This is a genomic window from Xanthomonas arboricola pv. populi (assembly GCF_002939945.1).
GTDB lineage: Bacteria > Pseudomonadota > Gammaproteobacteria > Xanthomonadales > Xanthomonadaceae > Xanthomonas > Xanthomonas arboricola_A.
In genome coordinates this window covers 86,808-103,140 of record NZ_MDEB01000004.1, presented here as the reverse complement: position 1 = coordinate 103,140, position 16,333 = coordinate 86,808, and the positions used below count along the sequence as shown (strand labels likewise).

Annotated in this window: 14 protein-coding genes; 12 read left to right on the top strand and 2 right to left on the bottom strand. The window is 68.6% G+C overall.

The window, feature by feature from the left end; translation table 11 throughout:
* Positions 1–14 precede the first annotated feature (14 nt).
* A complete protein-coding gene (gene oxdA / locus XaplCFBP3123_RS12615; RefSeq protein ID WP_104534358.1) occupies positions 15–1,064 on the bottom strand; it encodes an aliphatic aldoxime dehydratase in 1,050 nt (349 codons plus the stop codon).
* A gap of 339 nt (positions 1,065–1,403) precedes the next feature.
* Between oxdA and XaplCFBP3123_RS12610 the strand changes: the two genes are divergently transcribed.
* The 10 genes from XaplCFBP3123_RS12610 (at position 1,404) to XaplCFBP3123_RS21600 (ending at position 10,276) form a co-directional block, all read left to right on the top strand.
* Entirely contained in the window at positions 1,404–2,369 is a 966-nt protein-coding gene (locus XaplCFBP3123_RS12610) for a helix-turn-helix domain-containing protein (RefSeq protein ID WP_253254202.1), read from the top strand.
* Between the two features lie 284 nt (positions 2,370–2,653).
* Positions 2,654–3,877, top strand: a complete 1,224-nt coding sequence (locus XaplCFBP3123_RS12605; protein ID WP_253254209.1) for an allantoate amidohydrolase — start codon at positions 2,654–2,656, stop codon at positions 3,875–3,877.
* Positions 3,867–5,135 (top strand): pyridoxal-phosphate-dependent aminotransferase family protein, encoded by a 1,269-nt coding sequence (locus XaplCFBP3123_RS12600; protein ID WP_429001627.1) that lies wholly within the window; start codon positions 3,867–3,869, stop codon positions 5,133–5,135. Before XaplCFBP3123_RS12605 ends, XaplCFBP3123_RS12600 begins: the two co-directional genes overlap by 11 nt.
* Positions 5,132–6,022: an allantoinase PuuE gene (puuE, locus tag XaplCFBP3123_RS12595; protein WP_104534356.1), complete on the top strand. Its 891-nt coding sequence runs from the start codon at positions 5,132–5,134 to the stop codon at positions 6,020–6,022. Before XaplCFBP3123_RS12600 ends, puuE begins: the two co-directional genes overlap by 4 nt.
* Positions 6,019–6,414: an oxalurate catabolism protein HpxZ gene (hpxZ, locus tag XaplCFBP3123_RS12590; RefSeq protein WP_104534355.1), complete on the top strand. Its 396-nt coding sequence runs from the start codon at positions 6,019–6,021 to the stop codon at positions 6,412–6,414. The genes puuE and hpxZ overlap by 4 nt, the downstream gene beginning before the upstream one ends.
* Positions 6,411–6,902, top strand: coding sequence for a 2-oxo-4-hydroxy-4-carboxy-5-ureidoimidazoline decarboxylase (gene uraD / locus XaplCFBP3123_RS12585; protein WP_104534354.1), 492 nt, complete (start codon positions 6,411–6,413; stop codon positions 6,900–6,902). The genes hpxZ and uraD overlap by 4 nt, the downstream gene beginning before the upstream one ends.
* Complete coding sequence (gene hpyO / locus XaplCFBP3123_RS12580; protein ID WP_104534353.1) at positions 6,899–8,320, top strand: FAD-dependent urate hydroxylase HpyO; 1,422 nt, start codon at positions 6,899–6,901, stop codon at positions 8,318–8,320. The genes uraD and hpyO overlap by 4 nt, the downstream gene beginning before the upstream one ends.
* Positions 8,290–8,649, top strand: a complete 360-nt coding sequence (gene uraH, locus XaplCFBP3123_RS12575; RefSeq protein ID WP_104534352.1) for a hydroxyisourate hydrolase — start codon at positions 8,290–8,292, stop codon at positions 8,647–8,649. Before hpyO ends, uraH begins: the two co-directional genes overlap by 31 nt.
* Before the next feature lie 104 nt (positions 8,650–8,753).
* Positions 8,754–9,227, top strand: a complete 474-nt coding sequence (locus tag XaplCFBP3123_RS12570; protein ID WP_104534351.1) for a DUF1456 family protein — start codon at positions 8,754–8,756, stop codon at positions 9,225–9,227.
* Between the two features lie 536 nt (positions 9,228–9,763).
* Positions 9,764–10,276, top strand: coding sequence for a hypothetical protein (locus XaplCFBP3123_RS21600; protein WP_216361734.1), 513 nt, complete (start codon positions 9,764–9,766; stop codon positions 10,274–10,276).
* Between the two features lie 315 nt (positions 10,277–10,591).
* On the opposite strand, the gene XaplCFBP3123_RS12555 is transcribed toward XaplCFBP3123_RS21600, so the two are convergent.
* Positions 10,592–12,709, bottom strand: a complete 2,118-nt coding sequence (locus XaplCFBP3123_RS12555; RefSeq protein ID WP_172453244.1) for a methyl-accepting chemotaxis protein — start codon at positions 12,707–12,709, stop codon at positions 10,592–10,594.
* A gap of 181 nt (positions 12,710–12,890) precedes the next feature.
* Here XaplCFBP3123_RS12555 and hrpB point away from each other — a divergent pair, with 181 nt between their 5' ends.
* Entirely contained in the window at positions 12,891–15,392 is a 2,502-nt protein-coding gene (gene hrpB, locus XaplCFBP3123_RS12550; protein ID WP_104534348.1) for an ATP-dependent helicase HrpB, read from the top strand.
* A 276-nt stretch (positions 15,393–15,668) separates the two neighbouring features.
* Positions 15,669–16,100, top strand: a complete 432-nt coding sequence (locus tag XaplCFBP3123_RS12545) for a hypothetical protein (protein WP_104534347.1) — start codon at positions 15,669–15,671, stop codon at positions 16,098–16,100.
* Positions 16,101–16,333 lie beyond the last annotated feature (233 nt).

Here is a 16,333-nt window from a genome sequence, read left to right as displayed (position 1 = left end):
CCGGCCGCTGCCGGTCAGCGCTGCGCGTCGCGCAGCATCCCGGTCTGCGGGTGGCAGTTGATGTACTCGAACCGCTGGTCGCGCGCGTGCGCCACCGAAACCTCGTGGTAGAGCCTGAGCTTGGACAGGCCGGCGGCGACCCGGAAGAACGTGGTGAAGATGCGTAGATGGGTGGGGTGCGATTCGGCCCAGCGTTCCAGCCTCTCCAGCGAGCGCCAGTGGCCGATGTTGTAGCTGAGGTCGAGCGGATTGCCGTCGAGATCGATGTTGCGCACGAAGCGGTTGCTGTAGCAGCCCACCGCCGGGCCGTTGTCGCACAGGAACTGCATGCCGTCGCGCAGGGTTGGCAGGATCTGCTCCAGATACAGCGCGCGCTCTTCGGCCTCGGCGCCCGCCCAGTCCTGGCCGGAGCGGATCAGGGCGATGTGGTCGTGCCCGCTCACGCGGACCCGTCCACCCGCGTCGGGGTCGCCCGAAACCACCCGCAGTTCGCCCGCCGGCTGCAGCCAGTCGGTCTGCGAGGCCGGCAGGCGGTCGCGCATCGACCCCCAGTAGCCGTGCTCCTCGACCTCGTCGCTGATGCCGTCCATCACGCCACCGACCCCGGGCAGGTCGTCGCGGAACGCGTACAGGGTCTCGAACTGTTCGGCGCGCGGGGCGAGGATCTCGCGGAAGTAGCCCAGGCCCTCGCCGAGCCGCGCGTCCGCGTCCCACCAGTCCGCCACCTCCGGCAGGCGGCTCCAGCGGTCGTGGCTGGCCGGATCCTTCCAGTAGCCGACCACGATGAGGTTGTCGTGACCCTGCGTGTCGACGTGATGGGTAAGGTCGTGCTGCACGGGGCCGTCGGGCAGGGCGAAACTGGCGACGATGCGGCGCATCGCCTGCAAGGCCGCCGCGCGCCGCTCGGCGCCGCGGAACTGCACGCCCAGGTAGGCCATCACCACCTGCTGCAGGCCGGCGTCGGCGCGTCCCACCCACATCGGGAACGGCGGCCGGTAATCGTCCGGCACGCGGCGGGTAAGCGTGCGCGGGCAACGCAGATGGGTGTCGATCGCGGATTCCATGGGGGAACTCCTGGGGCGGTTGCGGGGCGTGGGAGAGCGGCCGGGCGTGCCTGCCGATGCGATCGACGTTACCCGGCACGATTCATGCCCGGCCTGTCTCGGACGGACAACCGCTTTGCTGGACGGGACAGAGGGCGAGCGTCGGCATGGGCGAACCGTCGTGGTGCATGACGCACGCCGCAGGTGCGTCTACGCGCACATGACTGCGGCCCTGGGCGCATCGGGTTCTCCGATGCGAGCGCGCGCAGCGCACGCAGCAGCTGGCCGCAAGCGCCCGGATCGGGCACGTCGGGCCGCGCACCCTGCAGGTGGCACGGCATTTGCGTCGGTGCTCGGGATTTGCCTGCCGCCAACCCGCAAGAGGTGAACGCCATGGATACCACTCAATACTCCACCGCCGCCGTCGCCGCGCCGCGCCGTTTCGAGTACTGGAAGGAGGTGGTCTGCCGCCACTGCATTCCCGCCACCAGCAAGCCGCTGGCCGGACAGGATTTCGACGCGCACTTGCAGGTTCGACCGATGGGACCGCTCGACCTCTGCTCGCTGTCCGCGCCGCTGCATTACTGGGAACGGACGCCCCGCCACCTGCGCAGCGGACCGGACGAGGATCTCTGGCTGGGCTTCACCGAACACGGCTACGGCCAGCTGGAACAGGGAGGGCGCCGGACCGCACTGGCGGCGGACAACCTGGTGCTGTACGACGCCGCCCAGACCTTCCGCTTCCGGCTCGGAGGCCACGACAACCACCTGCTACGCATTCCCCGCCCGCTGCTGAGCCGGCGTCTGCCGCGGGCCGGCGAGCAGACCGCCATCGTGCTGGACGAGCGCCAGCCCGGCGTAGGGCCGCTGCGCGAACTGATGCGCCAGGCCGGCACCACGCCGGCCTGGCTGCGCGACGCGCCGCTTGCCGGACGCGTCGCGCAGACCCTGCTGGACCTGCTGGTCCTCAGCCTGGAAACGCACGATCCCGCCCGGGCAGGGGCCGAGCAGGACCTGTACGGGCGGATCATGGCGTACGTGCAACGTCACCTGGCCGAGCCGGACCTGGACGTGGAGCGTCTCGCCCGCGCTCACCATGTTTCTATCCGGACCGTCACCCGTGCGTTCGCGCGCCACCAGACCTCGCCGATGGCGGCAGTGTGGCAGGCCCGCCTGCAGGCCAGCCGCGAGGCGATCGAGTGCGGACGGGTCCGCAGCGTGTCGCAGGCGGCGCTGGAATCGGGTTTCTCCGATTTCTCGCATTTCAGCCATGCGTTCCGTCGGGCGTTCGGCGTAGCGCCGTTGTCGCTGCTGCGTCGCCCCTGATCGCCCCGACCGGTCCGTCGCCACGCCCGGCCCGGTTCGATGCCCGTCCGTGGGAGGTGTCCCGCCTGCGCGTCGCAATGTTGCGTTTTTTGCAACACCAAACTGCGAAAAAACTCTTTGATGGCGACAGGGCAGGCTCCCTATAGTCGAAACGCCACTCTCGCCCCGTTCCCGGAATGCCGCTGGCGTTACGGGCACCCAGCCGGTCCTTTCGCACGATGCTTGCCGCGCCCCCTTCGCTGCCCTCCACCGCCGACCGCGCCGCCACTGCCGGCGCGCGGGCGGTGGCGCGCTGCGATGCGCTGGGCGTGTCGCCTTACAGCGACAGCGACACCGGCCTGTTCCGCGCCTGGCTCAGCCCGGCCCATCGCGCCGCGCTGGCGGCAGTGCGCGGCTGGATGCAGGCCGCCGGCCTGCAGGTGCGGCTGGACGCGCTCGGCACGTTGGTCGGCCGCTACGAGGGCACGCGCCCGGGCGCCCCCGCATTGCTGATCGGCAGCCACCTCGACAGCGTGCGCGATGCCGGCCGCTACGACGGCCCGCTGGGCGTCATGCTCGGCATCGAGTGCGTGGCCGCGCTGCACGCGCGTGGGCGGCGGCTGCCGTTCGCCGTGGAGGTGCTGGCGTTCGGCGATGAGGAGGGCTCGCGCTTCCCGGCGTCGATGTTCACCAGCCGCGCGGTGGCGGGCACGCTGGCGCCGCAAGCGCTGGACGGCGTGATCGATGCCGACGGCCTCGACGTGGCGCAGGCGCTGGCGGCCTGGGGGCTGGACGCAACCAGGCTCGCGGAGGCCGCACGCCGCCCGCACGAGGTGGTCGGCTACCTCGAGACGCATATCGAGCAGGGCCCGGTACTGGAGACGGAGGGCCTGCCGGTCGGCATCGTCACCGGCATCGCCGCGCAGCTGCGCCTGCAGGCGACCGTGCACGGCCACGCCGGGCATGCCGGCACCTGCCCGATGCCGCTGCGCCGCGACGCGCTGGCCGCCGCCGCCGAATGCGTGCTGGCGGCCGAAGCGGTGGCGCGCGCCGACGGTGGCGACCTGGTGGCCACCGTGGGCCGGCTGGCGCTACGTCCCGGTGCGACCAACGTAGTGCCGGGGCAGGCGACGTTCTCGCTGGACGTGCGCGCCGGCGAGGCCGCGGTGCGCGATGCGGCCGCCGCCGAGATCCGCCACCGTTTCGCGGCCATCGCTGTGGCGCGCGGGGTGCGGATCGAGCTGGAGCCGGTGCAGGACCTGCCGGCCAGCCCGTGTGCGCCGGAGCTGGTGGCGCGGCTGGAGCGCGCCGTTGCCGCGCAGGGCGTGGCGCCGCGGCGGCTGGTGTCCGGCGCCGGGCACGATGCGATGGTGATGGCCGCGCTGTGCCCCACCGCGATGCTGTTCGTGCGCTGCGCCGGCGGTATCAGCCACCATCCGGCCGAACACGTGGACGCCGCCGATGCCGACGTGGCGCTGGCGGCGATGCAGCACTTCATCGAACACCTGGGAGACCCCCTTGCCGCCTGACCTGTCCCGCCACGCCCCGCCGTCGCTGCCGTTCGGCGAACTCGATCCCCCGCAGCGTTTGTTGATGGGCCCGGGCCCGGTCAACGCGCATCCGCGCGTGCTGCGCGCGATGGCCGCCGATCTGCTTGGCCAGTTCGACCCGGAAATGACCACCTACATGAACGAGGTGATGGCGCTGTACCGGCCGCTGTTCGGCACCGAGAATCGCTGGACGTTTCTGGTCGATGGCACCGCGCGCGCCGGTATCGAAGCGGCGCTGGTGTCGCTGGTCAGCCCGGGCGACCGCGTGCTGGTGATCAACTTCGGCCGCTTCGGCCTGCTGCTCACCGAAATCCTCGGCCGGCTAGGTGCCGACGTGCACACCGTGGATGCGCCGTGGGGCGAAGTGGTACCGCTGGCGACGATTGCCGAGGCGATCGAGCGCGTGGCACCCAAACTGGTCGCCACCGTGCACGGCGACACCTCCACCACCATGGCCCAGCCGCTGGATGGCGTGGGCGCGCTATGCCGCGCGGCCGGCGCACTGAGTTACGTGGATGCCACCGCCACCATCGGCGGCATGCCCATCGCCAGCGATCGCTGGGACGTGGACGTGGTCACCGGCGGCCTGCAGAAATGCCTGGGCGGGCCGTCCGGCTCGGCACCGATCACCGTCTCCAACGCAGCGGCCGAGGCGATCTTCGCGCGCCGCCATGTCGAACGCGGCATCGTGCGCGCCGACATCGTCAACGGCAGCGGGGCGCGCATCGCCTCGAATTATTTCGATCTGGCGATGATCATGGATTACTGGTCCGACAAGCGCCTCAATCACCACACCGAAGCCACCACCATGTTGTACGGCGCCCGCGAATGCGCGCGCGTGGCGCTACAGGAAGGCCTGGACGCACGCTTCGCCCGCCACGCCGCCGCCGGGCGTGCGGTGAGTGCCGGCATCCGCGCGCTGGGGCTGGAAGTGTTCGGCGACGATGCGCACCGCATGACCAATGTCACCGGCGTGGTGATTCCGCACGGCATCGACAGCGATGCGGTGCGGCGGCGTATGCGCGAGGATTTCGAAATCGAGATCGGCACCGCGTTCGGCCCGTTGCAGGGCAGGATCTGGCGTATCGGCGCGATGGGCTATAACGCGATGAAGCACAAGGTGCTGATCACCCTGGCCGCACTGGAAGCGGTGCTGCGCGCCGAAGGCTACGCCTGCACACCAGGGCTGGCGGTGGACGCCGCACTGGCGGCCTGGCATGCGGAGCCGCGTGCATGAGCACAGCGCGCGACCTGGTCGGCTATGGCGCCACCCCACCTGCGGCGCGGTGGCCCGGTGGCGCACGCATCGCGGTGCAGTTCGTCATCAATTACGAAGAGGGCGCGGAAAATTGCGTGCTCAACGGCGATGCCGGCTCGGAGGCCTTTTTGTCGGAGATGGTCGGCACGCAAGCGCAGCCCGGCGCGCGCGCCATGGCGATGGAGAGCCTGTACGAATACGGCAGCCGTGCCGGCTTCTGGCGGCTGCATCGGCTGTTCACCACGCGCAACGTGCCGGTGACCGTGTTCGGCGTCGCACACGCATTGGCCTCCAATCCCGACGCGGTGGCCGCAATGCAGGCTGCCGAGTGGGAAATCGCCTGCCACGGCCTGCGCTGGATTGACTATCAACATGTGGACGAGGCCACCGAGCGTGCGCATATCGCCGAAGCCATCGCCGTGCACACCCGCGTCACCGGCAGCCGCCCGCTGGGCTGGTACCAGGGCCGCACCAGCCCCAACACCGCGCGGCTGGTCGCCGAGGAAGGCGGCTTCGTCTACGACGCCGACAGCTATGCCGACGACGTTCCGTATTACGACACGCGCCACGGCCACGCACAGTTGATCGTGCCGTACACGCTGGATGCCAACGACATGAAGTTCGTCGCCTACAACGGCTTTGCCGATGGCGAGCCGTTCTTCCGCTATCTGCACGATGGCTTCGAGCAACTGCGCGGCGAAGGTGGCCGCATGCTGTCGATCGGCCTGCACGGGCGCATCGTCGGCAAGCCGGCGCGCGCCGCGGCCCTGGCACGGTTTGTCGATCACGTGCTGGCCAGCGGCGATGCCTGGATTGCGCGCCGCATCGATATCGCGCGGCATTGGCTGCAGGTACATCCGGCATGAGCATCGACACCACCGACATCGACCTGCCCGAGGTGATCGCGCAAGTGACCGCGGCCTTCCACGCCTACGAACAGGCCCTGATGGACGACGACATCGCCGCAATGGACGCGCTGTTCCACCCCGCACCCAGCACGGTGCGCTACGGCGTGGGCGAAGTGCTGTACGGCATCGAGGCGATCCGCGCCTTTCGCATCGGACGCGGCGGCTCGCCGCAACGCCAGCTCGTGCGGGTGCAGGTGCACGGCTTCGGCCACGACTTCGCTACCACGCATGCGGAATTCGTTCGCGCCGGCAGCAGCGCGCGCGGCCGCCAGAGCCAGAGCTGGGTGCGTTTTGCCGACGGCTGGAAAGTGGTGGCCGCGCATGTCTCGCTGCAGGGGACGCATGCATGAGCGTGATCGACGACAGCATGCTGGACGATGCCGCCTTCGTGGCGCGCTATCGCGAGCTGTTCGAGCATTCGCCGTGGGTGGTCGAACGCGCTGCGCGGCGGCGCCCGTTCGCCGATGTGTATCGCGGGCTGATGCAGGTGGTGTTCGACGCGTCGCAGGAGGACCAGGTTGCATTGATCCGCGCCCATCCGGAGCTGGCCGGCAAGGCGGCGATCGACCGCACGCTCACCGCCGCGTCGGCGGCCGAGCAGGCCTCGGCCGGATTGGACCGGCTCAGCGAAGCCGAGTTCAAGCGCTTCCACGCGCTCAATCAGGCCTATCGCCACCGATTCGGATTTCCGTTCGTGATCTGCGTGCGGCTGCACGACAAGGCCGACATCCTGGCCGCGCTGGAACGTCGGCTGGATGCATCGCGCAGCGAAGAACTGTCCACCGCCCTCGCCGAGATCGGCAAGATCGTGCAACTGCGCCTGGAGGCACTGCCATGAGCCTGGCCCAACTCGAACGCGAGCTCCACCACGATCTGCAGCGCCTGGCCCATGGCGGCGATGGGTGGGTGCCGCCGCGCGTGCATCCGGCAGGCCATGTGTACGACGTGGTCATCGTCGGCGCCGGCCAGAGCGGCCTGGGCGCGGCGTTCGCGCTGCAACGCGAACGCGTGCACAACGTGCTGGTGATCGATGAAAACGCCGCGGGGCAGGAAGGCCCGTGGGTGACCTATGCGCGCATGCAGACCTTGCGCACGCCCAAGCAGATCACCTCGATCGATCTGGGCGTGCCGTCGCTGACGTTCCGCGCCTGGTGGGAAGCCCAGCACGGCATCGCCGGCTGGGACGCGCTGGACAAGATTCCGCGCGGCAGCTGGATGGACTATCTGCGCTGGTACCGCGCGGTGCTGCGCCTGCCGGTGCGCAATGCCACCCAACTGGCGCGGGTGGAGCCGCACGTGGCGCCGGGCATCCACCGCCTGCATCTGGCCATGGGTGCGCCGTTGCTGACGCGCAAGCTGATCCTGGCCACCGGCATCCAGGGCGGTGGCCAATGGATGGTGCCGGACTGGATCAGCCGCGCCCTGCCCGCACAGCGCTACGCGCACACTTCCGGCCATATCGACTTCGCCGCACTGGCCGGCAAGCGCGTGGGCATCCTGGGCGGTGGCGCCTCGGCGTTCGACAACGCCTGTTTCGCGCTGGATCAAGGCGTCGCCAGCGCCGAGGTGTTCGTGCGCCGCAGCGAATTACCGCGCATCAATCCATTCCGCCACATGGAACAGGCCGGCATCATTCCGCGCTTTCTCGCGCTGCCGGATGCGGACAAGTACCGGATGATGGCCAGCTTCTTCGCGCACAATCAGCCGCCGACCAACGACACCTTTCAGCGCGCCTGCGCGCATGCCGGCTTCGCGCTGCATCTGGGCGCGCCATGGCTGGAGGTGATCGAACGCGATGGCGCGGTGGTGGTGCGTACGCCGCAGGGCGAGCACCGCTTCGATTTTCTGGCGGTGGCCACCGGCTTGGTCACCGACCCGCAGCTGCGCCCGGAACTGGCCGCGCTGTCCGGGCGCATCGCCTGCTGGGCCGACCGCTACCAGCCGCCGCCAGGCCAGGCCAATCCGGTGCTGGATGCGCATCCCTATCTGGGGCCGGGCTTCGAGCTGCTGCCGCGCACGCCCGAGGATGCCGCGCTGCTGCACGGCTTGTTCGCCTTCAACTATTCGGCGCTGATCAACCACGGCCCGTCGGCGGCGGCCCTTTCCGGGCTCAAGGTCGCGCTGCCGCGGCTGGCCCGCGCAGTGGCCGATCAGCTGTTCCTGGACGACCGCCAGGCCATCGTCGACAGCTATCTGGCTTACGACCAGCCCGAGTTCGTCGGCCAATGGCCGCAACCGACCCAGGCGGTGGCATGAGCACGCTGTCCACCCATGTGCTGGATACGGCCACGGGCCGCCCCGCCGCAGGCATCGCCTTGCGCCTGTTCGCCGACGCCATCCTGCACTTCGCCGGGGTCACCAACCAGGACGGGCGTTGCCCGGAACTGGCGGCGCTCACGCTGCACCCCGGCCGTTACCGGCTGGAATTCGAGGTGGCCGGCTATTGGCGGGCCGCCGGCACCGCGTTGGCCGACCCGCCGTTCCTGGAACAGGTCCCGATCGCGTTCGGCATCGCCGACGACGGCCATTACCACGTGCCGCTACTGCTCTCGCCATACGGGTATTCCACCTATCGCGGCAGCTGAGCGGCCGCCGGTTCGGCAACGGATCGGCTGGGCACACGCCGCGTTCGGTATCGGCCCCGTAGAATGGCGCCTTTCCGGCGACAGGCCGGGGCCCCGGAATTGTCATGATCCACAACGATGTACTGCGCAGCATCCGCTACATGCTCGACCTCAGCGACGACAAGGTGGTGGAGATCGCCCACCTGGCCGACCCGGAGTTCGCGCTCGACAAGCCGCAGGTACAGGCCTGGCTGAAGAAGGAAGACGAGCCCGGTTTCGAGCCATGCACCGACGCGATGCTGGCGCGCTTCCTCGACGGCCTCGTGCTGCGTTTCCGCGGCCGCGACGAGAGCCAGCCGGTGCGCCCGCTGGAAACCCGCGTCGGCAACAACCTGGTGCTGAAGAAACTGCGCGTGGCCTTCGAGCTGAAAGACGTGGACATGCACGCCATCTTCGCCAGCGCCGGCTTCCCGCTGTCCAAGCCGGAACTGTCCGCACTGTTCCGCCAGCCCGGCCACAAGAATTTCCGCCCCTGCGGCGACCAGTTGCTGCGCGCCTTCCTCAAGGGCCTGACCGCCCGGATGCGCGAAGCGGGTTGATGACCTGATACTGAGGTCGGGCTGGTTTGGCCTGATCGTCCGACGACGCTGCGACTTGAATTCGCAGTTGTAGCGCAGTTGTCTTGTGTCTCGAAGTGATTGGATCGTACGGATAGATCGATCGTGGAGCGGTCGATCTAGCGCAGTCTATCTGCAGGTTGGTTGCAGGGCCCTTGCCCGCCCACCATCGCGAGACACGCCGCAAGTACGTCGTTGTAGGCTCTGGCGCGGCATCCATGCCGCTCAAGGTCCCCGCGATGGTGGGGCGGTCAAGGACCAGTTGAGATTGCAGGCGATGTGCGCCCGCTTACCGCAGCGCGTAACGCAAATCCAATGGGGCTGTCGATACGCTCGGGTTCTGCACACACGGATGTGATCGGATGGACTCTGCAACACAGCACCGTCCCGGCGATCGGCAAGGCGAACACGCCTTCGCCATCTTGGTGGTGCTTGCACTGCATGGTGTGTTCGCGCTCTGGCTAAGCCGCACACCGTCGGACGCTGTAATCCATCGCCCGCGCAGCTACTCGCCGCGCATGACGCTGGTGTTTTTACCGCGCCCGCTGCAAGCAGCCGGTCCACAGGCACCACCGCCCAGCATGATCACTCGGTCGACAGCGGGGCTGCGCGCAGCAAACACAGCGAACGCGGCGATGCCTCGCAGCACGCAAACACTGTCACAGGCAGACATGCAGCGACCAGCACACTCATCCGACAGCCGCGCCGCTACATCTGGTAATACCTTGCAGTCGTTGAATCTTTCACTACCGGCCACCGCCGTCGATACGGCAACGCCCACACGCACGTTCATGCAACGCACCGCGCCGGTGGACTATCAGGCCACCCGCTTTGCCAGCGACTGGACGCCGGATGGCGGCGAGATCCAGCAGACCTGGGCCTTCCGTTCCAGACTCGCCGGCGCCGCGCTGTCGCTGACAGGCGCACTGGAGCAACCCTGCAACCAACGCGAGCGTGATCAGCGGTTGCGCAGATGCTTTGGAAAGCAGTACCAGGGCGATGTGGATCCGCCAGTAATGCAAGTGAAGTGAGTGACAGCGGAGTCTGCTCGAACGCAAGTCTGTCTAGGTTGTTTGATCAACGAAACCAGAAGTGACGTGATTACCGCATCTGGCCACGAACCCATCGGGCCACGTAAACCTTTACTTGATTAGGCCACTGCCCGCAGTCGCACGCCGGGCACGCCTATGTCGCACCGTCACAAAGCTCATCACACGCAGCCATGCATGAGCGCCTTGACGGGTGTGCACAAGCCGACGCGCTGACGACTGCTGTTCTAAATACGTCGGCGCGAAGGAGCCCGACCAGGAGCTCCCTCGCGCCAACCGCAGCTGCAAAGCACTTAATCAAGCCGCAGCCGCCATGCGCGGCCGGCGTGCATCCAGGCGGAACACCGATACCGCTTCGCTCAGTTCCACCGCCTGCTCTTCCATCGCACGTGCCGCCGCCGAAGCTTCTTCCACCAGTGCGGCATTGCGCTGGGTGGTTTCGTCCATGTCGTTGACAGTGCGGGCGACCTGTTCGATGCCGGACGACTGTTCGCGCGATGCGGCGGAAATCTCCGCGATCAACGTGGTGACCTGCTGCACCGACTGCACGATCTGCTGCATCGTCCGCCCGGCCTGATCCACGCGCGCGCTACCGCGCTCCACGCTGTCCACCGAGGCGTCGATCAAGTGCTTGACCTCCTTGGCCGCGCCGGCCGAGCGCTGCGCCAGCGCGCGCACTTCCGAGGCGACCACGGCAAAGCCCCGGCCCTGTTCGCCGGCACGCGCCGCTTCCACTGCCGCGTTCAGCGCCAGGATGTTGGTCTGGAACGCGATGCCGTCGATGACGCTGATGATCTCGGCGATCTTCTTCGACGACACCTCGATCTCGCCCATGGTGTCGACCACGCTGGCCACCATCTCGCCACCGCGGCCGGCAATCTCGGCCGCAGCCTGCGCGCCCCGGCTGGCCTGCTGCGCGGTGTCGGCGTTCTGGCGCACGGTGGAGGTGAGCTCTTCCATCGAGGCGGCGGTTTCCTCCAGATTGGCGGCCTGCTGCTCGGTGCGCTGCGCCAGGTCGTTGTTGCCGGCGGCAATCTCTGCCGAGGCGGTGCGAATGGTCTGTGCGGCCACGGTGATGTCGCCGACGATATCGGTCAGGCGCTGCACGGTGGCGTTGGCATCGTCGCGCATGCGCGCGAACACCCCTTGCTGGTTGCCGTGCATGCGCGCGGTCAGATCGCCATCGGCGATTGCCTTGAGCAGCTGCGACAGCTCGGCCAGATTCTGATCCACGTTCTGCATCAGGCCGTTGACGCCGCTGACCATGGCGCGGAATTCGAACTGGTAGGCCTCGGCATTGCCGCGCGTGGCGAAGTCGCCGGCCGCAGCCGCGTCGACCAGGCCACGGATTTCGCCATTGATGGCCGCCAGGTTGCGCTTGGTGGTGTCCATCGCCTCGGTGATCTGCGCCTTCTCGCCCGGCAGGCGCGGCATGTCCACCGACATGTCGCCGACCGCGTAATGCTGCATCACCTGCAGCATGTCGCCGATCAGACCGACCTGCGCGCCGATCAAGCCATTGGTGTCGTCGACCATGCGGCCGTACGCGCCCGGGAATGCCTGCGCGTCCATGCGGTAACTCATCTGCCCGGCCTCGTGGCGCTGCGCCATATCGGCCTGCGCGGTGGAGACATCGGTGAGCGTGTTGACCACCTGGCCCATGGCCTGGCCGAGCAGACCGATTTCATCCCGATTGCTGACCGCCGCACGCGCCGACAGATCGCCGGCGGCCACCTGGCGTGCCGCACGTGCGACGTTTTCGATCGGGCGCACGATCGAGCGACGGATCCACCAGCCCAGCACCGCCACCAGGCACAGCGCCGCGGCGATCGTGGCCACTGCCGACAGCACCAGCTTGTGCTGCGCCGATTGCGAACTGGCCAGCACCGCGGCATCGGCCAGGGTCTTGCTGCGCGTCACCAGCGCTTCCAGCGTCTGGCTGGGCGCGCGGTCCTGGCCCTTGACCAGCTGGTCGCCCACCTGGGTGTCGTAACCGGCCTCGGCAAACTTGCCCAGCGCCGCTTCGTAATTGCGCTGCAAACCCAGATGCGCCTTGGCAAAGGCCTGCGCCAGCATGCGCGCCTGCGGGTCCTGGATGGCCTTGGCAAGCGCCTCGGTGCTTGCCTGCACCTTCTTGCCCTGCTCGCGGAACGCGCTCAGGTGCTTGTCCAGCAGCGCCGGATCGCGCCCGCGGATCAGCACGTTCTTCCATTCCTGCACCTGCAGGCGGAAATCGCGGGTGATCTCTTCGCTGCTGGAAGCCTGCGCCACCTCCTGCGGCACCTTGCCCGACAGACTCAGCCACGCCGTGCCCAAACCACCGAGGGCGCACAGCAGGATGACCGACAGACCCAGCGCGAGCGCGCCGAGCAGCTTGCTTTGCAGGCTGACGAATTTCGGGGTGGCAGCAGACATGGTCAATCCAGATCGGGGATTACACCGGTTATCGACATGTGTCGTACCGATCTGAAGCGGCGCCGGCGCCCAAAGTCGGCCTTGCATACCCAAAAGCTGAGCACTTCCGGATTCCCCGACAGGCTTCACCCGGCGGCCCGACCGTCGCGCCATCTGTGGCGTGCCCGTATCCTTCCCGCGCATGACCGAGCCTGCCTTTCCGATCTCTCCCCTGCTGCCGCAGCTGTGCGACAGCCTGGCCGCCCATCCGCGGCTGGTGCTGGAAGCCCCGCCTGGCGCCGGCAAGACTACCCAGGTACCGCTGGCCTTGCTGGACGCGCCGTGGCTGGCCGGTCGCAAGATCGTGATGCTCGAACCGCGGCGTGTGGCCGCCCGCAGCGCCGCCGTGTTCATGGCCCGCCAGCTGGGCGAGCCGGTCGGCGAGACGGTGGGCTACCGCATCCGCTTCGAGAACAAGACCTCCGCGCGTACCCGCATCGAGGTCGTCACCGAAGGCATCCTGACCCGGCTGATCCAGGACGACCCGATGCTGGAGAGCACCGGCGCGCTGCTGTTCGACGAATTCCACGAACGTCATCTGGCTGGCGACCTCGGCCTGGCGCTGGCGCTGGACGTGCAGGCGCAGGTGCGCGAGGACCTGCGCATCGTGGCGATGTCGGCCACGCTCGATGGCGAGCGCCTGGCCGGCTTTCTCGACGCACCGCGCCTGAGCAGCGCCGGGCGCAGTTTCCCGGTGGAGATCGCGCACTTTCCCGCGCACCGCGACGAAGCGCTGGAGCCGCAGACCCGGCGCGCGGTGGAACACGCCTTGGCCACCCATCCGGGCGATGTGCTGGTGTTCCTGCCCGGTCAGCGCGAGATCGCACGCGTGCATAGCGCGCTGCAGGACGTGCTGGACCCGGCGGTGCAGGTGCTGCCGCTGCACGGCGAGCTGTCGGTCGAGGCGCAAAGCCAGGTCCTGCAACCCGACCCGTCAGGGCGCCGCCGCGTGGTGCTGGCGACCAACGTCGCCGAGTCCTCGGTCACCCTGCCCGGCGTGCGCGTGGTCGTCGACAGCGGGCTGGCGCGCGAACCGCACTACGATCCCAACAGCGGTTTCTCGCGGCTGGATATCACCACCATTGCGCAGGCCTCGGCCGACCAGCGCGCCGGCCGCGCCGGGCGCGTGGCCAGCGGCTGGGCGTACCGGCTGTGGCCGCAATCGCAACGGCTGGAACCGCAGCGGCGCGCCGAAATCACCCAGGTGGAATTGGCCGGCCTGGCGCTGGAACTGGCCGCCTGGGGCAGTGCCGCACTGCGCTTCGTCGATGCACCGCCGGCCGGCGCGCTGGCCGCCGCGCACGCGTTGCTGCAGCGGCTGGGCGCGCTCACCGGCAGCGGCGGTATCACCGCGCTGGGCCGGCGCATGCTCGCGCTGGGCACCCATCCGCGCCTGGCCGCGATGCTGGCGCAGGCCGGCGATGCGACACGCGTGGCGCTGGCCTGCGACCTGGCCGCCTTGCTCGAAGCGCGCGACCCGCTGCGTCAGGGCGGCGATGGGCTGGCCACGCGCTGGCGCGCACTGGCTGCCTTCCGGCAAGGCCGCAGCGCACACGATGCCAACCGCGGCGGCCTGGCCGCGATCGACAGCGCCGCCAAGCAATGGCGACGCCGGCTGCGCTGCGACAGCGCTCCGCCTGCCAGCGTGGAAGCGCACGCACTCGGCGACCTGCTCTCGCATGCCTTCCCCGACCGCATTGCCGCACGCCATCCCAACGACCCGTTGCGCTACCTGCTCGCCAACGGCCGCAGCGCGCGCCTGTTCGACCACAGCGACCTGCGCGGCGAACCCTGGCTGGTTGCCACCGAACTGCGTTACGAAGCCAAGGACGCGCTGCTGTTGCGCGCCGCGCCGGTGGACGAAGGCTATCTGCGCCGCAGCGTGCCCGAGCGCTTCGTGCAGCAGGACCTGGTGCAATGGGACGCGGACAAGTGCGCCCTGGTCGCGCGCCGGCAATCCAGCTTCGACCGCATCGTGCTCGACAGCCGCCCGGCCGGCCGCGTCGATCCGGCGCAAGCCGCCGGCGCACTGACCGAGGCAGTGCGTCAGCTGGGCCTGGATGCCTTGCCGTGGACCGACGGCCTGCGCCAGTGGCGTGCACGCCTGCAGTCGTTGCGCGCCTGGATGCCCGAGCTTGCGCTGCCCGACCTGTCCGACACCGCGTTGCTGGAGACGCTGGACAGCTGGCTGCGCCCGGCCTTCGCCGGCAAGACCCGCCTGGATGCGCTGGACGAATCCAATCTGGGCGAAGCGCTCAAGGCCGCCTTGCCGTGGGACCGCCGCCAGCTGATCGACCGCCACGCGCCCACCCGCATCAGCGTGCCCTCGGGCATGGAGCGGCAGATCGTCTACGCCCTCGATCACGCCGAGCAGCCGGTGCCGCCGGTGCTGGCGGTCAAGTTGCAGGAACTGTTCGGCCTGGCCGAAACCCCGCGCATCGCCGACGGCCGCATCCCGTTGACCCTGCATCTGCTCTCGCCCGGCGGGCGCCCGTTGCAGGTGACGCAGGATCTGAAAAGCTTCTGGGTCACGACCTATCCGGATGTCAGGAAGGAGATGAAGGGGCGGTATCCCAGACATCCGTGGCCGGACGATCCATGGACCGCGACTGCAACCCATAGAGCAAAACCGCGTGGCACCTGATGTGAGCCCCTCTCTCCTCGGGAGAGGGGTTGGGGTGAGGCCCTTCGGGCACCTTCTCCCGGCGGGAGAAGGGAAGTCAGCGTCGGCACCAGCCAAGTCAGGCCTCTGCCGCATCCAAATACCGGATCCAATACCGGATCCAGGCAAACACTGATCACAGCGTCGCCCCACATCATTACTTAACCGCAAGCCAAACAAGCTCCACCACCGCTAACACTGTCTATACGCACCAGCCCACACACTGCAACCCACGTACTCAGAAAGGAAACGCCTCCAATGAGCAAGCTGACTGTGATCACCGAACGCGCCCTGGAGCGTGCCCTGGAACTGGCTGGAAATGCTGGCGACCACCTGCGTCACGCCGCCTCCAACGCTGGCGATCAGGCCCGTCATGCAGGCAGCAGCCTGCGTCATTTCGGCCCGGGCGCCAGCGAATGGTTGAAGACCGGCGCAGCACTGGGTGCCGTGCGCACCGGCGGCAAGGTCGTCGGCAAGGTGGTCAAGCGCAACCCGGCCGTCACCGTGGCCGCTGCCGTCGCCGGCCTGGGCCTGATCGGCTATGCCGTGTATCGCAAGCGCCAGCGTGACCAGCAGGTGCTCGGCGGCAACGTGCACCGTCTGGACCGCGAAAACGCCGGCAATGCCAGCGCACGTCGCGCGGCCTACCAGCGCCGTGGTGCAGTGACGCCGAGCGACGGCATCGAATAAGCCGTCCCTCCACGCACAAACAAAAACGCCACGGCCCTGCGCCGTGGCGTTTTTGTTTGTGGACGACCATCGGTGCGACTATCAAATCGCTAATTCATCGACACCCACTCGCGTGACCGAAGAATGCGGCATTGCATGTGCAGGTCCGCAGCGATTAACGATCGTGCGTGATCGCGTTGCCTGTCCACACTCGCGCTCTTTGATCACCATGCATGTCCTGAAGCACAGCGAGT